This window comes from Limnospira sp. PMC 1279.21 (assembly GCF_032349615.1).
In the GTDB taxonomy this organism is placed as follows: domain Bacteria; phylum Cyanobacteriota; class Cyanobacteriia; order Cyanobacteriales; family Microcoleaceae; genus Limnospira; species Limnospira fusiformis.
This window is the reverse complement of record NZ_JARPLU010000055.1, coordinates 1-21,365: the sequence shown is the minus strand read 5'-3', so window position 1 is coordinate 21,365 and position 21,365 is coordinate 1. Positions and strand designations below refer to the sequence as shown.

The window sequence follows — 21,365 nt, the reverse complement described above, 5'->3', positions numbered from 1 at the left end:
CCACAGTTGCCGACCCTCCGACCCTCGACCATTTATAGACAGCAATGCCAATCAGCGCCTATTTTTACTAACATGATGCAAAGATTAACCACCAAACTTTACTGCGGTTTCTTCCTGATACCCGCCACAGTCATCCTAGCTATAAGTAGCTATTCGGTTTTTTCATTCTGGCGCATCGATTCGCGCATTGGCACTATCTATGATGATCGGGTTATACCCCTTCAGCAAATCAAAAATATCTCCGATGCCTATGCTATTCAGATAATTGATGCCGTCAATAAAGCCAATAGTGGCTTAATCAGCACCAATGCAGCCTTAAACACTGTTAATCGTTCCATAGAAACAATTAGCACTAACTGGGAAAGTTATAAAAACACCGAATTAACACCAGAAGAAAGAGAACTCGTCAACGAAATTGACCGATTATTTCTTCCCGCCCAAAATCGCATTACCGAACTGCAACAAGCCCTACAAAGAGGCAATCCCGAAGACTTAGCCGCCTTTGACGGACAATTATATGATGTCATAGACCCCCTCACCGCCAGACTTCAGGAGTTAATTGATTTACAACTGCGGGTAGCCTCAATCGAAAGAGAGAAAGCTCGCGCCGTATTAAATGAAACCCTGTTATTATTTGGATTATTAATCTTACTTTCCATAGTAATCGCCTCTCCCCTAGGTTACTTTTTAAGCCAATCTATTGCTAACACCTTTAAACAAACCATTAAAGCTATTTCCGAGAGTTCCACAGAAATTGCTGTCGCCACAGAACAACATGAACGCATTGCTACAGAACAAGCAGCAGCCGTTAGCGAAACCACCTCCACCATGGATGAATTAGGAGCCTCCTCCGAAGCCGCTACCCAACAAGCAGAAGCCGCCGTCACCGGAGCGAAAAAGGCTTTATCCCTGTCCGAAAGTGGTCAAACTGCAGTTAATAGCACCTTAGAAGGGATGGCAACCCTCCAAGATAAAGTAGAGGGAATAGCCCAACAAATTCTCCGCCTCAGTGAACAGACCAATCAAATTGGTAACATCTCCCAATTAGTCGCTGATTTGGCTAATCAAACTAATATGTTAGCCCTAAATGCCGCTGTTGAAGCAGTACGAGCCGGAGAACATGGTCGCGGTTTTGGGGTAGTTGCCACCGAAATCCGCAAACTGGCTGATGAGAGTCAGAAATCCGCCCAAAAAATCGGTACTTTAGTTTCCGATATTCAGACCGCGATTAATTCCACCGTGATGGTCACAGAAGAGGGAACTAAAACAGTTCGCTCCAATGTTGATGTCGCCCAAAAAACTGCCGAAGCCTTTTTAGGTGTCAAAGAAGCAGTAAATGATGTAGTTGTGAATAATCAACAAATATCTCTGAATATTAAGCAACAAACCCTCGCCATTAATCAGGTTTTGGAAGCCATGAATTCCCTAAAGCAGGGAGCCAACGAAACCGCCAATGGTATCGGACAAACCAAAAAAGGCATGGAACAGCTAAAACATATAGCTGATGAGCTGGAGTCCATTATTTAGGGATAATTTGAATATTCATAAACCGGGGATATTCAGACAGTAAATTTAGCGGATTGACGATTATTTAACATTTTTAGGAGTTACGAAAAATGCTGATGTTTAAAAAGTTAAGATACTGGATTGTGGGAGGATATACTATTCCCATATTCCTGATGATTGCTAGTGCCACGGTGGTTTCTGTTAACGTCGGTCGGGTGCAAAGCGAAGCCCAGCAACTAAATGTATCTCGTCAAATAGCTGAAGATATTGCTGAGATATCCTGGAATCTTCAGGCTATGTCCAGAACCCTGAGAGGCTATTTGATTGCCAACAATCCTACATCTATAAATAGCTGGAATCAAGCCAAAAATGATGCTAATCAAATCATAGGTTCGTTAACAGAAACTATGACTGATGAAAATCAACTTAAAACCATGGAGGAAATTCGGAAACAGTATGATGATTTAGTCGAATTTCACGAGGGTCTAATCCAAATAGTAGGGGCTGGTGACATAGAAGCAGCTCGTCAAACCTGGATAGCAAATGGCATAGGGATCAGAGTTGCTGAGGATACTGCTAAGTTAATTGATCAGATGAAGAGTCGGGAAGCGGAACTGGTAAATATGCGAGTAGCCAGCCAAAGCCAAGCTCTGAATAATCTGTTATCATCTGTGTGGGTTAGTATTGGTCTAGCGGTGATAGTTTCGATTATTTTAGGAAGTTGGATTATCACTACTATTGTTCAGAAAATTACCCAAGAAGCCAATAACATCGCCCTAGCAGCTACGGAGATTGCTACTACTATTGAAGAACAGGAAAGGGTGGCTGTTCAACAGGCTGCTTCTGTGAATGAAACTAGCACGAGTATGGATGAGTTGGGGGCTTCCTCCCGTCAGTGTTCTGAACAGGCTTCTGCTGCGTCTTCGGGAGCGCGTCAGGTGCTGGCTTTGGCGGGAAGTAATCGCCAAGAAGATACATTAGATGGTAGTCCGAGTTTGCGGGAAAAAATGTCACAGGTTCAGGCTCAAATCCTGCGTTTGAGTGAAAACCTCAGCCAGATATATAATATTACTAATTTGGTTAGTGATTTAGCTAATCAAACTAATATGCTGGCTTTGAATGCTTCGGTGGAAGCGGTCAGAGCAGGGGAACATGGTAAAGGTTTCGGGGTGGTGGCTAGTGAAATCCGCAAATTAGCTGATCAAAGTCGCAAGTCGGCGGAAAAAATTGGCTCTCTAATTGCTGATATTCAAAATTCGGCTAATTCTACTGTGATAGTAACGGAAGAGGGGACGAAGGCTGTGGAAAAAATTATCGTTTCTATCAATGATGTGGCGGTGAATATTCAACAAATTTCTCTGAATACTAAACAACAGGCGATGGCGGTAGAGCAGGTGATTGATGCGATGAATAGCCTAAATACTGCGGCGCAAGAAACAGCGAACGGTTTGGCTCAAAGTCGAGCAGGTACTGAGCAACTTAATAATACCGCCCAGGGCTTAAAAAATCTGGTTTAGCAAGAGTTTATGGCTAGGAGAAATTACCATGATTGAAGATGACGAATTGCGGGAAGTCTTTAAAATTGCCAGTGAGGAACATTTACAAAAACTTGATGATGGTTTTCTGTACCTAGAACAAAACCCTCACGATAAGGGGAAAATAGATGAACTGCTGCGGGAAGCTCACAGTTTGAAGGGAGATGCGGGAATGTTGGGGGTTAAGGATGTTTCTACCCTGGCTCACCAACTAGAACACCTGTTAGGGGCTATAAATAGGGGAGAGGATACGTTTTCCCATGAAATGAGCGATCGCATGGGTCAAGGACTTGATGCAATTCGGAAACTGGTGACAGAAGCTGTTACTGGGGAACCTTGCGGGGTTAACGCCTTTTATGTGTTAGCGAATTTAATGGGGGCGAAGCCAGAAGGGGAAACTACGCCACCCACAGAGACTCAGACGGCTGCTGTAGCTGATTCTGATGAGTCTGGGGATGAGAACCTGACAGCGCCAACAACCACGGAAGACGAGGAGGAAGAGGCGGAAACTATCCCAGAGACCGAAGAAACACCAGCCCCGCTAGATGGTTTCAGGAAGGATGAGCAAACCCCAGAGAACCCGGAACAAGGGGCTAGTCCAATTATTGAAGTAGAAAATCCAGCCCCTGCTAGTCGAGCAGTTGTCCCTAGTTCGACCTATAAAATTGAGACAATTCGGGTAGCGACACGAAACCTGGATGCTCTGATGACTCAAACGGGAGAGTTGACGGTAACTAAAATTCGCATTGCCCATAGGTTAGCAGAAATTGAGGAAATTACCAACCTATTGGAAGAATGGAGTCGGGATGCTTTTATCAATAGATTTGCTCTCCATGACCTGGAAGCTAAGGAGGGTTTATCTAATGGTAAGGGTACGATGGGACAATTACAAAGTTACCACCAAAGAACAGGCGATCGCTTAGAGGTTCTTAGCACATTAGTCAATCAGCTAAGAACTTCCATCTATGAAGATATGGCTCGTCTGGATTTAATTTCTGACGAACTAGAAGAGGGAGTGCGTACCCTGCGACTGTTACCCCTATCGACGATATTTAACCTATTTCCGCGCATGGTGCGGGATTTAGCTAGGGAACAGAATAAACAGATAGAATTGGTAATTGAGGGCGGCGAAACTAGGGCGGATAAACGCATCCTAGAGGAGATGAAAGACCCCCTAATGCACATTTTGCGTAATGCTGTTGATCATGGCATAGAAACTCCCACGGAACGTCAAAAAAGGGCAAAACCACCCAAGGCGACTATCCGCCTACGGGGATATCAAACGGCTACCAGTGTGGTGATTGAGGTGAGCGATGATGGCCGAGGTTTAGATATTGAGCAAATTAAACAAACCGCCATTAAACGGGGAATTTGTCAGCCAGAAGAATTGGTGGGAATGACTATCCCACAAATTCAAGCGTTGATTTTTACTCCCGGTTTTTCTACCCGTAAATCGGTGACAGAGGTTTCGGGGCGGGGTGTGGGTATGGATGTGGTTAGGACTAATGTTGAACACCTCAAAGGGACGATTAACGTTGATTCGACCTCTGGAAGGGGATCTACTTTCCGCATTCAATTGGGAACTACCCTGGCTACAGCCCATGTGTTGATTGTGGCGGTTGATAGCATTTCCTATGCGATTCCTGTAGAGTATGTGCAAACTACCCTATTGGTGGATGATGCGGATATTTTTGCCATTGAGGGTCGAGATACGATTCTTTTTGATGACCAACCTGTGTCGGTGATGTGTTTAGTGGACTTGCTAGAATTGCAATCTAACCGTAATGCTATCAGGGGTTGGAATCACCAACGGAAGTCTCAGCGAGATGAGTCGGAACGAGAAACAACAGGGGATATGCTATCGGTAAGGCTGAGGGAAAATGTCAGACCCTGGGAAGCTAATCTGAGCCATGACCGAAATCAATCTCAACCATCGAAGGCTAGATCTTGTATAATTCTAAGGATGGGGGAAAATCGACTAGGCCTATTCGTTGACACGCTTATTGATGAACAAGATGTTGTCCTCAAGCCCCAAAGCCAACTACTGCGACGAGTAAGGAACGTTGCTGGGGCGACTATTTTGGGCACGGGGGAAGTGTGTATGGTGCTTAATCCCCAAGATATGATTCGCTCGGTGCGGAAAAATTGGAAATCCTCGGCTTCTATTAGTCTTTCTGATTCAGATGAGTTGGATTTAGAAAGCGATCGCCCATCTGTTATTCTATTAGTGGAGGACTCCATTGCTACTCGCACTCAAGAAAAGCGTATTTTGGAAGCAGCAGGTTATGAGGTGGTTACAGCAGTCGATGGACTAGACGGATTAAATAAACTCAAAACTCGCTCCTTTGATGCGGTAATCTCCGACATCCAAATGCCTAATTTAGATGGTTTGGGATTCACTGCCAAAATCCGCGAACATCAAGAATATAGCGAGTTACCAATTATCTTGGTGACATCTCTTGCTTCTGATGACGATAAACGCCGGGGTGCTGAAGCGGGAGCTAATGCCTACATCACTAAAGGCTCATTTAACCAGGATATCCTCCTGCAAACTCTCAGCCGATTAGTTTGACTGCATCCAACGGGGGATGAGCTCATTGGTCTGGCTGGCGGTCATATACTGTAACCGCTAGACCCACCCGGTATTTTAACACACGCAAAATCAACATGGCGATTCGAGTTTTGCTGGTGGAAGATTCCCCAGTTGCTCTGATTATTCTCAAACGCATTTTGGCTGAATGCAACGATATTCTGGTTGTGGGTACTGCTCGCAGCGGTTTGGAGGCTTTGTCTTTAATTCCTCAATTGCAGCCAGATGTGATTTGCACAGATTTACATATGCCTCACATGGATGGCCTGGAATTTACTGGAGAGGTGATGGCTAATTTCCCTAAGCCGATTCTGGTAATTAGTGCATCTGTCCAGGCTGAGGATACTTACAATGTGTTTCAACTTCTCAATGCGGGGGCGGTTGATGTTTTTCCTAAGCCGAAAACTGGGCTGGCTTCTGACTATCAGCAAGCGGGTAGGGAACTGATCCATAAAATTAGAGTTCTGGCTGGGGTTAAGGTGTTTACTAAGCATCGACGGGGGGCTACTGTTAAGGCGACTTCCCCGGCGGCGAGTCCATCCTATTCGGGGAGCAGAGTTAATAGTCCGGTGGCGGTTCCTACTCCTCAGAAAACTTCTTTTTCCCCTCAGAAAAAGACTTCACCCCATCGCTCTCAATCTGTTCGGGTGGTGGTGATTGGTGCCTCTACGGGAGGACCCCAGGCTCTCCATACCCTTCTGACTCAGTTTTCCCCTCAGCTCCCGGTTCCGATTATCTGTGTTCAACATATTAGTGAGGGGTTTTTGCAGGGATTGGTCAATTGGTTGAATTGTCAGTGTTCTATATCGGTTAAAATTGCTCAGGCAGGAGATTTGCCTCAACGGGGAAATGTCTATTTCGCCCCGGAGGGGAAACACCTGGAAATCGATCGCAATGGTCGGTTTTTGTATTCTTCTAGTCCGGCTTTGGGGGGACATCGACCTTCAGTGACCGCAACTATGAAGTCTGTGGCTAATTTCTACGGTAGTCACACTCTGGGAGTATTATTAACGGGTATGGGCCGCGATGGGGCTGAGGGAATGATGGAAATTACACAATGGGGCGGTATCACTATCGCTCAAAATGAGGAAAGCTGTGTGGTTTTTGGAATGCCCCGAGAAGCGATCGCTCTGGGGGCGGCGAGCCACATTCTCCCGGTAGAGGCGATCGCTCCCTTGATTTTAAATATGATTAATTTGGGCATCAAGTCTTAACGTTCAATACCGAATCAATTACCTCGCACAATTTCTGGGCATCAAAAGGCTTGGTTAGGTATTCTGTGGCCCCGGCTAGTCGCCCCTGCACTTTATCAAAGGCCCCGTCTCGGGCTGTTAGCATAATAATTGGCAATGCCTGAAATTGCGGGATACTCCGAATTGTCCGACATAGTTCTAATCCATCTATTCCTGGCATCGATACATCTAGCAGTAGCACGGAAACTTTGTTATGATATATAACTGATAAGGCATCGACGGCATTATCAGCCAGCAAAACGTTATAAGTATTAGATAGGGCTTGTTTGACTAGGCCCTGCATAACTGTACTGTCATCTACTGCTAGGACGGTTGCTTGTTGACTACTTTGATTAACAGACATTGATTATCTTTCCCTCCGTGACGCGGCAGACCCCGACTCACGATTGAGCTATACTATTAGTTTATATCGTTGTGCTGTGTTTAAACTACCCCCCCCCAGGCGATCGCTTACCTGGCAACTGTTAACTGTAATATTAAAAAAAAGTTAAATCTGAAAATTCCCCCCCCAAAAAAGGTTGACTATTGCTCACGATTTTGGTAACATCAAACTATAATATATTAAAAAATTAGATGTGTGCCTGATTTGGAATTTCGCCAATATCCCATTATGATAAAAGCATAAGTAAAGTCAAGCACAAAGTCAAGCATTATTTACAACTATTTACAATTGCCCAAATCCTGCCATAACTGGGGATTATTAAAATCCTCAATGACATAAGTTGCGCCGAAATTTTTTAAGATCTGGGGGTCATGGGTAGAGGCGACACCAATAGTAGTTATTCCAGCAGCAACGGCTGATCTAATTCCGGAGGTAGAATCCTCAAAAACGATAGCATCTTGAGGGGATATATTCAACTGTTGTAAACAGACCTGGTAAGGTTTCGGGTCAGGCTTACCCACCCCGACATCTTCAGAGACAATAACGGTCTGGAAATAATCAACCAAGTTTAAAACCTTCAGCATAAAGGCGGCATTTTCCCTAGGCGCATTAGTAACAATAGCAGTTTGCAGTTGCTGTTTTTGTATCCAAGCCAACAACTTGGTTAAACCGGGTAAAGGTTTTAAATTCCCGGCAATTTCACGAAATATAGCTTCTTTTTGGTCAGCCAAAATCTGCCCTTTTGCGGGGGAAAGTTGCGGGAGAATATCCCGGACAATATCAGGGTTTAAACGTCCGCTAATGTTAGCTCGATAAAAATCCGGGTTAATTTCCAGATCATAATTTTTGAGGACATCAACCCAAGTCTGATAATGAATAGGGTCGGTATTAGCCAGAGTCCCATCTAAGTCAAAAATAATCGCTTTCAGCATGATGTAAATCCACTATCTGAGTAATTAATTATTAGACCTGCGCCAGTGAAAGATATTTTCTAGGGTATTATACCAAAATTTTTGGTTTCGATGTCGTTGATGAACCCAAGCGGCGGCGGTTGGGGAAATTATCCCGGTAAGAGTTGGCCAGGGAGGGGTAAAATTAGCGATCGCATTGATGGTAATACGTTTTTGAATAGCGATCGCCAAAAAATTAATGATCTCATCAGCGCCAACCCCGAAAATAGTAGCCCCCAAAAGCCGACCATCAGAATGTCCGACCAACTCACAAAAACCCATAATTTCCCCCAAAATTTGAGTTTTAGGAACCTGTTTAAACATCTGGCGGCTAACTTGTACCCGGTCTCCATAGCGCCGTCGCGCCTGAGTTTCAGTCAAACCGACCCTAGCTAAAGGTGGGTCAGTAAAAATCACCCAAGGAACATGATCATAACTGACCGAAAATATGGGTAAATATAGGGCATTTTTTATGGCGACTTGGGCTTCATATTCAGCTAGATGAGGCATAGGATAACCCCCCGCCAATTCTCCACAAGCATAAACTCGATGATTAGTGGTTTGCCTTCGAGGGTTTAGCTGCAAATAACCCCCAATAAATTGAACTCCGATATCATCCAAATTTAAGCCACACAAATTAGGCTGACGACCGATACCTAGGATAATTTCATCAACTTCGATCGCCTTATTTCCGGCTTGTATCCATTTGGTATCATCAATTTGTTTAGCCTGAATCACAGGGGTTTTAGTCAGCACCCGCACCCCTTCAGCTTCTAACAAAGATTGCAGCAAAAAAGCGGTGTGGGGTTCTGCTCTCGGTAGTATGTGGTTACTGCGAACTATGATGGTAACATCACTTCCCAAACGCCTAAATATTTGGGCTAATTCCACAGCGCTAGGGTCGCCGCCAATGAGGGCAACATGATTAGGAATTTTGGTAATTTTATGAAGAGTATCGGCGGTGAAATATCCGGTAAGAGTCAATCCTTCTATGTCGGGAATTTGGGGTTGGGAACCCATAGCCAGTAAAAAAGTACGCGATCGCAAAATTCGATTATTGACCTTCAAAGCCAGCCGAGGTTCTCTAATAAATTCCCCTACCCCAAAAATCATATCTACCCCCAAAGAAGCGATCGCCGCCGGAGAATAAATACTTTCTAGGTTAGTGGTGATATATTCACTCCATTGACAACTAGAGTCCCACTGTATCAAAATATTTTCTGGTAGGGTGCGATCGGCGGTTTCCCAACCGATGCCGAATTGTGACACCTGGCGCATTTGTTTAGCTACCTTAGCTATCTGTAAAAGGGGGTGGTGTCTGTTAGCCCCAAGAATTTGACCAGGAACAGGGGGTGGGTCAGGTTCCAATAGTGCTACCCGACCCTGCATTTTAGAGGCGTTTATAGCGGCTTTACGTCCGGCTAAAGTGCCACCAATGATAACTACATCATAATCGAGCATTTTGGGTAAGACGGAATTATTATCATATCTTCAGATTTTACCCAATTTTACCCCAAAAAATATAGATTAATTATGGCGATCGCCTTCTAGCTGTCGCAAACGTTCTTCTAATTCACGCACCCTGTCCTCGGCGGCTTCAGCCCTTTGGCGTTCAGTTTGCACCTGTTTAGCCAATTCGGTGGGTGTAAGGAATCGTTCACCGTCTGGGCGATAAATCGTAAAGTTTCCGTCTTTCAATTCAAACCGGATACCTAAGCGGGGACTCGTCCAATTTTCCGGTTCGTCGATCACTTCGAGAGTCCCATCACTACTACGCAGCCAACCGTTGAAATCTAGGCGATCGGGGTCTAAAATATAGTATTCTTCAACCCCATATTGTTCATAAAACTTAAATTTTCTCGCCATTTCTTTCAAGCGATTTCCCGGTGAAAGAATTTCAAAAACCACTTGTGGTGGTATGTTACCTTCTTCCCATTGTTGATAGGAACCGCGATCGCCTTTAGGTCGCCCAAATACTACCATCGTATCAGGGGCTTGACGTATTTTATTATCACCCTGCTGAGGATACCAGAGTAAGTCTCCAGCCACAAACACATTAGGATCATCATCAAACAAGATTTCTAGGTTTTCTTTAATAACAACAATCCAGCGAAATTGTTTAGTATTATCTGACATAGGATTGCCATCGGATTCGGGATAAATGACCGTGATTTTGTCTTGAGTGCTTGTCATAGACTTGTCATCATGGCTATGATGATATTTCTTTGATTCATTATATCATAGCTGTGGCTGTTGGCTATAGGGTGAGATAGACAGCACCATGGGCTATAGGGCTAGACATGGTGCTGAGATCATTAGGGATTTTGCTTAGGACGTGCGCCAAACTTTTGAATTAACAAATCCCGGATAATTGGCTTGAGGTCATCGCAAGCTACACCCTTTTCTAAACGACTTCCCAACTCAGCCTCATGACCTACTTTTCCGCCGGTATAGATATCAACACCTTCCACTGTTTTACCATCTTTACGGGCTTTAGTACCGATGAAACCGATATCAGCCACTTGCGGCTGTCCGCAAGAGTTAGGGCAACCAGTCCAGTGAATACGAACGCGATCGCTTATTTCCAACTCCTCATCAAGTTCTCGAGCTAATTTTAAAGCCCGTTGTTTAGTTTCAATCAAAGCAAAATTGCAATAATTATTTCCCGTACAAGAGACAAGCGATCGAGTCAAAGGGGCAGGATTAATCGAGAAAATATCTAACAAAGGTTCCGCCAAAAACGCCTCTAATTTATCCTCCGAAATATAAGGAATAATCAAATTTTGCTCAACCGTCAGGCGAATTTCTCCCTGGCCATAAACCTCCGCCAAACGGGCTACTTCAAACATTCGGTCTGCGGATAAACGCCCTACCGGAACGTGCAACCCAACAAACTTATATCCCTGTTGTTTCTGGGGGTGAACACCCAAATAATCTTTCTTATCCTGGGTTATTTCATCCTTTAAGGCGGCTGGTGCGAGAGTTTGACCAAATTCTTCCTCCACCTTAGCCCGGAAGCCTTCTACGCCCCATTTATCCACCAACCACATCAAACGTGCGCGTTGGCGATTTTCCCGCAATCCTTCAGAGAGACCATTTTGGGTGTAAACTGTTAGGATAGCGATGGAAAGTTTAATCACATCATCGTTAGCAGGAACCCAAACATTAATCGGCACAGCTTCCACCTGACGTTGTGCGGATAAATACCCACCTACGAGGACATTAAATCCTAATATGCGATCGCGATAAGCAGGCACAAAAGCCAAATCATTAATTTCAGCATGAATGGAATTATCTCGTCCCCCTTCAATAGCAATATTGAATTTACGGGGAAGGTTAGAAAAAGCATAATTACCCTCACCTTGATTGGTGATTACACTCTCCAATTTTTGCAACAATTCTCGGGTGTCGAACAATTCATCCGGGTCAATACCAGCAATGGGAGAACCCGTCAGGTTGCGAACATTATCCATACCCGATTGAATGCTGGTCATTCCTATAGCTTTCATTTGGGCAAAAATATCCGGGAGGTCTTCCAAACGAATACCGCGTAATTGGATATTTTGGCGGGTAGTAATATCGGCGCTACCATCATCTCCATAGCGTTGGACAATTTCGGCTAATACCCTCATTTGTGCGCTGTTGAGAGTACCATTAGCAATCCGTAATCTCAACATAAATTTACCGGGAGTAACAGGTCGGAAGAACACCCCCAGCCATTTAAGACGCATTTCTAAGTCGGTTTTATCCATGGCTTCCCAACCGATTTTGGCAAAATATTCTAACTCGTCTTTAACAGCTAATCCATCTTTATCAGCTTTAGCTTTTTCGATTTTATTGAGTTTGACTTTGGGTTCAGAGGCGACAACCATGAGTTTATCTATAACTGAGGTTAACAATGATTTGTAGATTAAATTCAGAATCAGTGATAATTTGTAGTTTAAGATACATAAAATCCAAGAGTTTGCAGTTATTGCATATATAATATGTAAAAAACGCATATTAATCAGATTTTAGTATTTTTGAATACCAAATTACGGGGAAATTCACCATAATTTGGGTTCATCAACCTGATGACCGAAAGTTTAAACTTATCTAATGTCTGGGTATTATTTAGTAATTAATTAACGAGGTGCAATTATGGAAAAAAATCAAGCTATTGGCAAGGTGTATTTAGTGGGTGCAGGGCCTGGTGATCCGGGTTTGCTGACATTAAAAGGCAAGGTTTTGATTGAATCAGCGGATGTGGTTATTTATGATGCTTTGGTGAGTGAAGAAATTTTAGCAATGATTAACCCCAAGGCTGAAAAAATCCATGCCGGAAAGCGTCGGGGTCGCCATTCTTTACCTCAAGAGGAAACGACACAATTAATGATTGAGCAAGCCCAAACTCATGGGGTAGTTGTACGTTTAAAAGGCGGCGATCCATTTGTTTTTGGTCGTGGTGGGGAGGAAATGGAGGCTTTAATCGCGGCGGGAGTTCCGGTAGAGGTGGTTCCGGGTGTGACTTCTGGTATTGCCGCGCCAGCTTATGCGGGGATTCCTTTAACTCACCGTGATTATAGTTCTTCTGTGACTTTTGTAACAGGTCATGAAGCGGCGGGAAAGTATCGCCCAGAGGTTAATTGGGGGGCTATTGCTAAGGGTTCTGAAACTATTGTTATTTATATGGGGGTTCAGAATTTGGGTAATATTATTGAGGCTTTGGTAGCTGGTGGTTTAAGCCTCCAAACTCCCATAGCTTTAATTCGTTGGGGAACTTGTCCGCACCAGGAGGAATTACAAGGTACTTTAGCCACTATTATTGAACAGGTTGAAAATACGGGTTTTGAAGCGCCAGCTATTGCTGTTATTGGTGAGGTGGTTGGCTTAAATAATGTTCTGTCTGGATGTCGTCCTGTACCTCTGAAAATCATCACTAAATAATGGAATTTGATGATATGAATGAATTGGTTAATTTGGCTAAGGTTGCTAGTGATAATCAAGATTGGTCTCAGGTTGTTTATTGCCTACAACAGTTTGGTGTGAGTGGGGAAAATGATGGCTGGGAAGAGGCGATCGCTTTAGCTTTAACCACTTTACAATATGGAGATTTTCACACCCGTTGGGATGTAGCTAAACTATTGCCGAAATTGGGTAAATCAGCCTGTGTCCCGTTGATAGAAATTTTCGAGGATGAAGCAGCAGATCTAGAATATAGATGGTTTGCAGGGCGAATTTTAGGCGATTTTCATACCCCAGAAGCGATCGCCTGTTTGGTGAATTTCCTCAGTAGCGATGCTGATGATGAATTGATAGCGATCGCTGCTAGTGCTTTAGCGAATTTAGGACCGGAGACGGTAGCAAGTTTAACTACTCTTTTAGAAGACCCCAAAACCCGTCTTATGGGTGTGCGCGCCTTATCTCAAATTCGGATTTCCGAGGTGATTTCTCCCCTGTTAACTGTTGTTGAAGACCCCGACCCCCAGGTGAGGGCGATCGCCATTGAAACCTTGGGAAGTTTTCGGGATGATCGGGTAATTCCGGCTTTAATTAATGCCCTAGAAGACCATGCAGCCATAGTGCGATCGGAAGCGGTGATTAGTTTAGGATTTCGGTCAGATATAGCCACACAATGGCACTTGGTAGAGTCTATAGACCCATTACTGTATGATATTAACCTCACTGTTTGTCAGCAAGCCGCAATGGCTCTGGGGCGCTTAAAAACGGATGCAGCTATTGAAAGTCTATCAACAATTTTACAATCTTCGCTGACCCCAATTCCTTTACAAATTGCCTGTATTAAAGCGTTAATTTGGATGGAAAGTTCAGCAGGTTTAGACTGCATTGCTCAATGTATATCAGGTTTTCACGAAACAGTTATCCTGGAAACTATCCAGTTGTTAGGTCGCTTAAAAACTGCTAATCTCAAAAATCAGGCGGGTCAAATGTTGCTAGATTTATTCAGAACCGAACATCCTAGCCTCAGCGAAACACGGATTAAACAGGCTTTAGCTTACGCTTTAGGTCAGTTAAGAGATGCGAAAACTATGGAGGTTCTGCAAGTCCTCCAAACGGATGTTAATGATAGTGTCAAATTTCATGCGATCGCTGCTATCCGACAATTAGAGACTATTTCGACACAGCCTGAATTATCAACTCTTCCGGTGTGCGAGACTGGGAATTATTAGGGCAAGTTTGCGCGCCCCAATCGCACTTTCTCAGATGGTCTAGTTGCCAACTCAGGGGTATTTCCAACAAATCGCGAGACCCGGTAAATCCCTGTCCTATAAATAACAATAAGGCTATACAATTAAGTATGGTATGAGCCATGCGCCATTTGTAGGATTTGTAAATATCGGGAACAATTGCCAAGGCAAAAATCATCAATAAAGCGGAAGTAATGCCATAATAGTAATGGGAGAAGTGCCATTCATAACCTCGGCGAAATACCCCATCTTGCGCCCCCAAAATTACTAATCCCGCCCCGGTTAAGGTGGCAAAAACACCCCGCCACAGGGGTTGATTAGCATTAGCGCGGTACAGAAAAACTAAGGAGGCGATCGTTCCGATAAAGATTAAAACTATAAAAATAGCCTCAAACATATTCTCATCAGAAAGTTCCTTAAATACCCCCTTAAATCCAATGGAATACGCTAAAGCAATCAGGGTCACTCCTACGACGGTTCCGGTCAGCCAACGCCCCATTTTTAAGTGTTCCCGACCTACCATTGGGGGAATGCGACTTGTGCTTCCTTTTTCTAGGGTTTGTAGGCGACGCTGACGAGTTTGCCAAGCCATGTGGGTAGAAATTCCAATTATGGGAAATACGACAACTATGGCTAGAAATGGATGAATCAAACTCATGAAATCGATTAGCTGCATTTCCAAGTCTCCGAAAACAATTTGCAATTATCAAACATCAATACTCATAGGGATTTCGAGGTTCTGGAATAGGGGTTAATCTGTCGGCTTTGATAGTTAACCTCCGTTGATTATTGAGAACTTCGGTAGTCATTTCACCCTCAACCTGTAGCCAACTGTCTTGGGGATATGCCCCCCGGTTATTGTCAGGAAGCATGACAGGAAGCGCAATGGGGTAAGCATCAGCGGCACAGCAGGTGATTACAAACCGGGTAATAAAGATAAAATTTTGGGGAAGGTTAGGGGGATAAACGACAAACCCGGTGACATTGACTCTTTGACCTCTATATGTCTCCGGTTCGGGATTGACATTAAGTAGCCTAATCCATTCTATCAGCGATCGCTCTTCTGGTCGAGAAGCGGTACGAAATTCTTGGGGCTGAATTTGTGTAGCGGGTAAAGACTCCATGATACCCCGTTGTAAGGCGACATAACTACCAAGATTTCGGGGGGTAATGAAAAGACCTAACAGGACAGAAATTAAGAGTAGGGCGGTACTCCAACCTTTGGGAAATAAACTAATATGTTGTAGGGATTGTTGGTCTATCTGAGCTTCAGTTTTTTGGTAATTATGGGACAGTTCCCAAATCCGAAATCCTCCAAAAATTAATAACAGAAAACCGCCACCGATAGCGAGGGGGAAATAGTTAGGATGAATGAGGATATAAAGTCGTCCAGCCAGCCAATATCTGAGGAGGAGGAATCCCCAAGCTAATATAGCTATAGCGTCCACCCAAGGAGACTGCAACCACAGTTGTAAACGAGATGGTAATCCATTTAATGGAGGTCTAACACGGTTCATAGGCGCTGAGATTAATAGTTCAGATTGAGATTGACAGCCAAGGTTAGCAAAAAGGTAAGCTGGGCAGCGAGAATCATCAGATAAATGATGGCGCGAGTTTGGAAAATCGACATCATCAAGCCGACGGTTTTAATATCAATCATGGGTCCGAATACTAAAAATGCTAGTAAAGAACCAGTGGTAAAAGTGGCGGCAAAAGAGAGGGCAAAAAATGCGTCAACTGTGGAACAAATAGAAACTACTCCGGCTAGTAATAACATAGCCAGAATGGAGGAAATGGGACCGTAACCTAGGCTGAGGATAATTTCGCGGGGTATTACTGTTTGAATAATAGCAGCGATCGCACTTCCGACTACCAACATTCCCCCCAATTCTCGAAACTCCTGCACCCCACTTTCAATCATTAAACCAACCCGGTCGCGGGTGGGGCGGATAAAAATAGAGGAGAAACTGACACTTGTTTGAGGCATAGTAGCCACGGCTTGAACGCCTTTTCCCTCAGCTTTCCACATAGGCATGGACTGCAAACGCACGGGTGTGGCTGACTGACCCATAATATAAGTTCCCGATGTTAGTAGGGAAGATTTGGGCATCTCATCGACGGCTTTTTCGGTGAAGTCAGGTTGAGGAACTAAACGGGCGAGGGCTTTTTGTAGAAACGGCCGCAGGTCTTTTTGGGCGCTAAAAACCAAGCCTAATGTTATGGCAATTATCAGGGAAAATAAAATCCGTAAAACGACGACTTCTGGTTGTCCCCGGAAGGCTACCCAAGTTGACCAAATCACAATAGGATTAATGGTGGGGGCAGCAAATAAAAAGCCGATCGCTGCTGAGGCAGGTACTCCTTGACTCAAGAGGCGACGGGCAACGGGAACATTTCCACACTCACACACGGGAAACATAAACCCGAACAGACTGCCAAAAATCGCCCCCAGGAAAGGGTTAGTTGGAACGTAGTATAGAAGTTTGCGTTCATCCACTAACCACAGCAGTAGACTGGACAACATGACACCCAGTAACAGGAAGGGCATAGCCTCCACTAACAGGCTGAGAAACAGGGTGAAAACAGCGTTCAGTTTGCTAACTATTATTGATGGCATCCTGTCTCAATTTGAATGGTTGACACTACTTTCGCACTACACACTCTCTGGTTAACGGCTACATTGTACACCTTCCGATGGTAGTTATTATTGATCAGTTGGCGATTGTCCACGAGTAATGGTCTGGAGGGGGCGGGTTCCCTGATTAATCATCACCTGGTATAGATGAGCAGATTAATCAACCCGCCCTAGGGGGTTTATTGACTCTACAAGGCAGCGGCGGGGGTGGGAATAGTCACGACCTCATCGCCGGACAAACCAAAGGCATCATGAATCGCCTGGACGGCTTTGATGCCATCTTTTTCATCGACTACACAACTGATTTTAATTTCGGAAGTGGCAATCATGGAGATGTTGATATTTTCGGCGGCGAGGGCTTCAAACATACGGGCGGCGACTCCGGGGTGATCGACCATTCCAGCCCCTACGGCGCTAACTTTAGCGATCGCTGAATTCAGGGTAACTTCTCCATAACCCCATTTAGCGATCGCCTTTTTAATCACGAGTTTAGCCTCTTCTGCATCACCTTGAGCGACAGTAAAAGCAATATCACGGGTGAGAATATCATTAACCTGGTGACAGCGCTGCGATTGGATAATCATATCAACGCTAATATTGTGATGTGCCAGCAGAGTAAACAACTCGGCAGCCATTCCGGGGCGATCGGGAACATGGCGGATCGCCAAACGGGCTTGGTTACGGTCTAGGGCGACCCCTCGCACTGGCGGAAGATGAGGTCGATCAACAGTTGGAATATTTTTGGTGTTACGGGTTAGCACATCAAAGGTTTGACAGAGGGCAGCCACCGCCCGATCGCACTCATTGGCATCAATCACACAACTAACCTTAACCTCGGAGGTGGAAATCATCTGAATATTAATTCCGGCTTCCGCCAAAGTGCGGAACATTTGGGAAGCGACTTTGGGGCGACCAATCATCCCGGCCCCAACAATGCTAACTTTAGCAATAGGGCTATCATAGCCTCGCACTTCCGGTTCTCCAATTTCGGGGTCATTGTTGCGTCCCAAAGTTGGTAAAATTGCGTCAGCTACAGCGATCGCCCGTTTATAGCAGTTATGAGTGACGGTAAAGGTAATATCATTAATATTCGCCTCATGGATCGACTGAATAATCAAATCCACATTCAGCTTCTGGAGGGCAATTCCCCCGAATAAACGGGCTGCAATTCCGGGGCGATCGGGAATACGCAATAAGGAAACCGCCGCCTGATCGCGATCGAATTCTACCCCATCCACAGGTCGCACCAGTTCCAACCCTTCCACAGGTCGCACCTCTGGTGGTGGGGAAGTCACCCGTGTACCAGGATCATCAGTCCAACTCGATCGCACTACTAAAGGAATCCCATAATTTCGGGCAATTTCCACGGCCCGGGGATGGAGAACTTTTGCCCCCAAACTAGCAAGTTCCAGCATTTCATCACAGGTTATTTCATCCATCAACTGTGCTTTAGGAACAATGCGGGGGTCTGTAGTTAAAATTCCAGGTACATCGGTATAAATTTCGCATCGATCGGCTTGTAATGCTGCGGCTAAAGCGACTGCAGAAGTATCCGACCCTCCTCGTCCTAGGGTGGTAATTTCCAATTCTTCGCGATCGCTAATTCCCTGGAAACCGGCCACTACTACCACCTTGCCTTCTTTTAGGTGACGAGTTAGACGTTCAGTTTGGATATTTAAAATCCGGGCGCGGCTATGTTCAGCCTCTGTGACAATTCCCACCTGCGCCCCGGTCATGGAAATGGCTGGTTGTCCCATTTCCTGTAGTGCCATACTCATTAAAGCGATCGTCACCTGTTCGCCAGTAGATAACAACATATCCATTTCCCGGCGAGAGGGATGGCTAGAAATTTCCTGGGCTAGTTTCACCAAACCATCAGTAGTTTTTCCCATAGCCGAAACCACCACCACCACTGAATGGTCTTGGGCTGTTTGCGCCACCCGACGGGCTACCGTTTGAATGCGATCTACTGACCCAACAGAAGTACCACCATATTTTTGAACAATCAGCATAGTAATTCCACCATAAGGAAACTCAACAATAGGTTACACCCAGGATTGTACGCGGTTGCCCATGTTCACCAGACCGAGGGCGCGACATCCCCCATATTGTATCGGAAAGATTCGGGAAAAATTGCCGGCTTTTCTGATACCGTTTAACTTAATAGGTTTCTTATGATCGGTTTGTAGTCGGGTGCGATCGCCCCTCCACCCATGATTCCTGCTACCCGCTATTTTGGGATTTTTGGTCTGTTACTGTCTAGTGTGATCTCGATTTTGATTATGGTTTCAATAGCCTTACAACCTCATCTCCTTAGCGATCCTTTTTTACAGCTACCCACAGAAAACTCAGTCCGGGTCGTGTGGTTTACCGAGTTTTCTGGTTCTGATCATCAGGTGAGTTATGGGGTAGACCTCCAACAAAATGCGATCGCCACCACCTCCCAACTAACTCGCACTCGGGAAGACCAAAATTCCTGGGTAGGGGTCCAAACCCCAAACAACCGCATCTACACCCAACCTATTTCCAGACCCATTTGGCGACACGAAGCCACTATTACAGACCTAACCCCAGGCCAACGGGTTCCCTATCAAGTTCACAGTACCACAGACAACGGCATCCCCATCAGTAGCCAAGTGTTCAGCCTAGCTGGCTTACCCCAACCCGGGACACCTTTAAAAATCCTCCTCACCTCCGACCACCAACTTAAACCCATGACCGCCGCCAATCTCAATATAGGTGCAAGAACAGTCGATATTGATGCTGTTTTTATGGCTGGTGATTTAGTCAATATTCCCGATCGCGCTTCCGAATGGTTCGACGATAATCGCGGCGGGGCCTTTTTCCCCTGTCTGCAAGGTCGCGCCCATTATCAACTCGAAAAAAATGGTGTTACCACTACTTATAAAGGCGGCGCTTTAATTCAAAATGTACCCTTATTCCCCGCTATTGGAAATCATGAAATCATGGGGGCTTTTTCCGAAACCGACAGCTTAAACAACCAGTTTAATAATAGTTACCCTCAATTTGCCGCCCAACAGCTTTATCAACAAAATTCTGCCACCATCAACCCCAATAATGACCCCGACATAGCACAACAATGGATCCAAGACCATAGCTTCAACTTAGATACCTATAAACAAATATTTACTCTCCCCAATTCTCCTCAAAATTATTATGCTACTACCTTTGGAGATGTCCGGTTAGTAGTTTTATTGGCGACTAATGTTTGGCGAGTTGATAGGTTAGACTCCCACGCTAGAGGACGTTATCGAGAAAGAGACGCAGACTTTGACCGTCCGGAAAATTGGGGCTATGGACAACATTTGTTTGAACCTATTTCCGCCGGAAGCGAACAATATATATGGTTACAACAGGAACTCAATAGCCCGGAATTTCAACAGGCTAAATATAAAATCGTTATGTTCCATCACCCTCCCCACACTTTAGGGGATAATATAGTTCCCGCCTATACAGACCCTGTGCAAATTAAGACTGTTGATAATAACGGCAAGATTATTATGATTCGCTATGAATATCCCAAACCATCTGATTATTTAATTAGGGATGTTATGCCATTATTAGAAGCCGCCGGAGTGCAACTGGTGTATTACGGACATTCCCACCTGTGGAACCGATTTATAGGACCCACCGGAATTAACTTTTTAGAATCTTCCAATGTCGGAAATAGTTATGGTGCGGCTTGGGGAAATAATCGCCGATTTGTTCCCCCAGCATTTACCGAAGAATATACCCCCCTAGGAGACCCCAACGGACTCCAACCTATCATTCCTAACCTTAGTCCCGTTTCTGATAGAGATGGCGCACCTCAACCCTATATCGCTAGTAATGATATTACAGTTTTTAGTATTTTGGACACGGGGACGGCTACTGTTAGCAGCTATCTCTTTAACACAGAACAGCCTAATAGTCAAGTGATCAAATTTGATGAGTTTTCCCTATTGACCCCCAATAGCTGATCAACCCATATACATCGGCTTTTGAGTTCACTATCAAAAAAATTCCGCCTAGGGGGTTGACAAAATCGATTTACTGCTGATACGATAGTTAATCGTGGGAATAAGCCGGGATAGCTCAGTCGGTAGAGCAGAGGACTGAAAATCCTCGTGTCGGCGGTTCAAGTCCGCCTCCTGGCATTTTTGGAAAAACCTGATCCTGACTGCGATAGCCGGGGAACACTTAACCCGGTAGTCGTACCTAATTACTCAGATATTACTCACAATCTAGTCCTAGCACAGGAAAATAATTCTGTCAATAGGATGATTACTCAGTCAACAAGCACAACTTAGTCAATCTGTCAAATAT

At 44.8% G+C, this 21,365-nt stretch carries 17 protein-coding genes and 1 tRNA gene; 9 read left to right on the top strand and 9 right to left on the bottom strand.

Features of this window, described 5'->3' with window-relative positions:
* Positions 1–72 precede the first annotated feature (72 nt).
* The 4 genes from P5683_RS10710 (at position 73) to cheB (ending at position 6,845) form a co-directional block, all read left to right on the top strand.
* The gene (locus P5683_RS10710; protein WP_315639811.1) at positions 73–1,527 is read left to right on the top strand and encodes a methyl-accepting chemotaxis protein; all 1,455 of its coding nucleotides are present in this window, start codon (positions 73–75) and stop codon (positions 1,525–1,527) included.
* A gap of 89 nt (positions 1,528–1,616) precedes the next feature.
* Positions 1,617–3,023, top strand: coding sequence for a methyl-accepting chemotaxis protein (locus P5683_RS10705; protein WP_008049645.1), 1,407 nt, complete (start codon positions 1,617–1,619; stop codon positions 3,021–3,023).
* Between the two features lie 28 nt (positions 3,024–3,051).
* Complete coding sequence (locus tag P5683_RS10700; RefSeq protein WP_006669638.1) at positions 3,052–5,613, top strand: hybrid sensor histidine kinase/response regulator; 2,562 nt, start codon at positions 3,052–3,054, stop codon at positions 5,611–5,613.
* A 95-nt stretch (positions 5,614–5,708) separates the two neighbouring features.
* Positions 5,709–6,845, top strand: a complete 1,137-nt coding sequence (gene cheB / locus P5683_RS10695) for a chemotaxis-specific protein-glutamate methyltransferase CheB (protein WP_006620459.1) — start codon at positions 5,709–5,711, stop codon at positions 6,843–6,845.
* Here the strand turns inward: cheB and P5683_RS10690 are convergent.
* The 5 genes from P5683_RS10690 to P5683_RS10670 all read right to left on the bottom strand — a co-directional run bounded on the left by P5683_RS10690 (position 6,835) and on the right by P5683_RS10670 (position 12,088).
* Positions 6,835–7,227, bottom strand: coding sequence for a PleD family two-component system response regulator (locus P5683_RS10690; protein WP_006620460.1), 393 nt, complete (start codon positions 7,225–7,227; stop codon positions 6,835–6,837). The two genes, cheB and P5683_RS10690, sit on opposite strands and share 11 nt — an antisense overlap.
* Positions 7,228–7,544: 317 nt before the next feature.
* Complete coding sequence (locus P5683_RS10685) at positions 7,545–8,198, bottom strand: HAD family phosphatase (protein ID WP_008049643.1); 654 nt, start codon at positions 8,196–8,198, stop codon at positions 7,545–7,547.
* 24 nt (positions 8,199–8,222) lie between these two features.
* Positions 8,223–9,677 (bottom strand): NAD(P)/FAD-dependent oxidoreductase, encoded by a 1,455-nt coding sequence (locus tag P5683_RS10680; protein ID WP_187757999.1) that lies wholly within the window; start codon positions 9,675–9,677, stop codon positions 8,223–8,225.
* Positions 9,678–9,743: 66 nt separating this feature from the next.
* On the bottom strand, positions 9,744–10,409 hold the full coding sequence (locus P5683_RS10675) for a Uma2 family endonuclease (protein ID WP_008049641.1): 666 nt from the start codon (positions 10,407–10,409) through the stop codon (positions 9,744–9,746).
* A 122-nt stretch (positions 10,410–10,531) separates the two neighbouring features.
* Entirely contained in the window at positions 10,532–12,088 is a 1,557-nt protein-coding gene (locus P5683_RS10670; protein ID WP_315639807.1) for a ferredoxin--nitrite reductase, read from the bottom strand.
* Between the two features lie 268 nt (positions 12,089–12,356).
* Here P5683_RS10670 and cobA point away from each other — a divergent pair, with 268 nt between their 5' ends.
* Complete coding sequence (gene cobA, locus P5683_RS10665) at positions 12,357–13,142, top strand: uroporphyrinogen-III C-methyltransferase (RefSeq protein WP_006620466.1); 786 nt, start codon at positions 12,357–12,359, stop codon at positions 13,140–13,142.
* Complete coding sequence (locus tag P5683_RS10660) at positions 13,142–14,386, top strand: HEAT repeat domain-containing protein (RefSeq protein WP_006620467.1); 1,245 nt, start codon at positions 13,142–13,144, stop codon at positions 14,384–14,386. The genes cobA and P5683_RS10660 overlap by 1 nt, the downstream gene beginning before the upstream one ends.
* Here the strand turns inward: P5683_RS10660 and P5683_RS10655 are convergent.
* From P5683_RS10655 to P5683_RS10640, 4 genes are all read right to left on the bottom strand, one after another.
* Positions 14,328–15,080: a DUF4079 domain-containing protein gene (locus P5683_RS10655; RefSeq protein ID WP_006669903.1), complete on the bottom strand. Its 753-nt coding sequence runs from the start codon at positions 15,078–15,080 to the stop codon at positions 14,328–14,330. The genes P5683_RS10660 and P5683_RS10655 overlap by 59 nt on opposite strands.
* Positions 15,081–15,117: 37 nt before the next feature.
* Positions 15,118–15,921: a TIGR03943 family putative permease subunit gene (locus tag P5683_RS10650; protein ID WP_006669904.1), complete on the bottom strand. Its 804-nt coding sequence runs from the start codon at positions 15,919–15,921 to the stop codon at positions 15,118–15,120.
* A gap of 11 nt (positions 15,922–15,932) precedes the next feature.
* Entirely contained in the window at positions 15,933–17,021 is a 1,089-nt protein-coding gene (locus tag P5683_RS10645) for a permease (RefSeq protein WP_006620470.1), read from the bottom strand.
* Positions 17,022–17,227: 206 nt separating this feature from the next.
* Entirely contained in the window at positions 17,228–19,051 is a 1,824-nt protein-coding gene (locus P5683_RS10640; protein WP_006620471.1) for an aspartate kinase, read from the bottom strand.
* Positions 19,052–19,252: 201 nt separating this feature from the next.
* Between P5683_RS10640 and P5683_RS10635 the strand changes: the two genes are divergently transcribed.
* From P5683_RS10635 to P5683_RS10625, 3 genes are all read left to right on the top strand, one after another.
* Positions 19,253–21,019, top strand: coding sequence for a fibronectin type III domain-containing protein (locus P5683_RS10635; RefSeq protein WP_006620472.1), 1,767 nt, complete (start codon positions 19,253–19,255; stop codon positions 21,017–21,019).
* Between the two features lie 104 nt (positions 21,020–21,123).
* Positions 21,124–21,196: transfer RNA gene (locus P5683_RS10630), tRNA-Phe, on the top strand.
* The gene (locus P5683_RS10625) at positions 21,167–21,349 is read left to right on the top strand and encodes a hypothetical protein (protein WP_008049629.1); all 183 of its coding nucleotides are present in this window, start codon (positions 21,167–21,169) and stop codon (positions 21,347–21,349) included. Before P5683_RS10630 ends, P5683_RS10625 begins: the two co-directional genes overlap by 30 nt.
* Positions 21,350–21,365 lie beyond the last annotated feature (16 nt).

Bases quoted from the DNA above. Each gene is read 5' to 3' on its own strand.
- cheB (WP_006620459.1), top strand. From the start codon at position 5,709: ATGGCGATTCGAGTTTTGCTGGTGGAAGATTCCCCAGTTGCTCTGATT.
- P5683_RS10690 (WP_006620460.1), bottom strand. From the start codon at position 7,227: ATGTCTGTTAATCAAAGTAGTCAACAAGCAACCGTCCTAGCAGTAGAT.
- P5683_RS10635 (WP_006620472.1), top strand. From the start codon at position 19,253: ATGATTCCTGCTACCCGCTATTTTGGGATTTTTGGTCTGTTACTGTCT.
- P5683_RS10680 (WP_187757999.1), bottom strand. From the start codon at position 9,677: ATGCTCGATTATGATGTAGTTATCATTGGTGGCACTTTAGCCGGACGT.
- cobA (WP_006620466.1), top strand. From the start codon at position 12,357: ATGGAAAAAAATCAAGCTATTGGCAAGGTGTATTTAGTGGGTGCAGGG.
- P5683_RS10660 (WP_006620467.1), top strand. From the start codon at position 13,142: ATGGAATTTGATGATATGAATGAATTGGTTAATTTGGCTAAGGTTGCT.
- P5683_RS10700 (WP_006669638.1), top strand. From the start codon at position 3,052: ATGATTGAAGATGACGAATTGCGGGAAGTCTTTAAAATTGCCAGTGAG.
- P5683_RS10670 (WP_315639807.1), bottom strand. From the start codon at position 12,088: ATGGTTGTCGCCTCTGAACCCAAAGTCAAACTCAATAAAATCGAAAAA.
- P5683_RS10685 (WP_008049643.1), bottom strand. From the start codon at position 8,198: ATGCTGAAAGCGATTATTTTTGACTTAGATGGGACTCTGGCTAATACC.
- P5683_RS10705 (WP_008049645.1), top strand. From the start codon at position 1,617: ATGCTGATGTTTAAAAAGTTAAGATACTGGATTGTGGGAGGATATACT.
- P5683_RS10710 (WP_315639811.1), top strand. From the start codon at position 73: ATGATGCAAAGATTAACCACCAAACTTTACTGCGGTTTCTTCCTGATA.
- P5683_RS10640 (WP_006620471.1), bottom strand. From the start codon at position 19,051: ATGCTGATTGTTCAAAAATATGGTGGTACTTCTGTTGGGTCAGTAGAT.
- P5683_RS10675 (WP_008049641.1), bottom strand. From the start codon at position 10,409: ATGACAAGCACTCAAGACAAAATCACGGTCATTTATCCCGAATCCGAT.
- P5683_RS10645 (WP_006620470.1), bottom strand. From the start codon at position 17,021: ATGCCATCAATAATAGTTAGCAAACTGAACGCTGTTTTCACCCTGTTT.
- P5683_RS10650 (WP_006669904.1), bottom strand. From the start codon at position 15,921: ATGAACCGTGTTAGACCTCCATTAAATGGATTACCATCTCGTTTACAA.
- P5683_RS10655 (WP_006669903.1), bottom strand. From the start codon at position 15,080: ATGCAGCTAATCGATTTCATGAGTTTGATTCATCCATTTCTAGCCATA.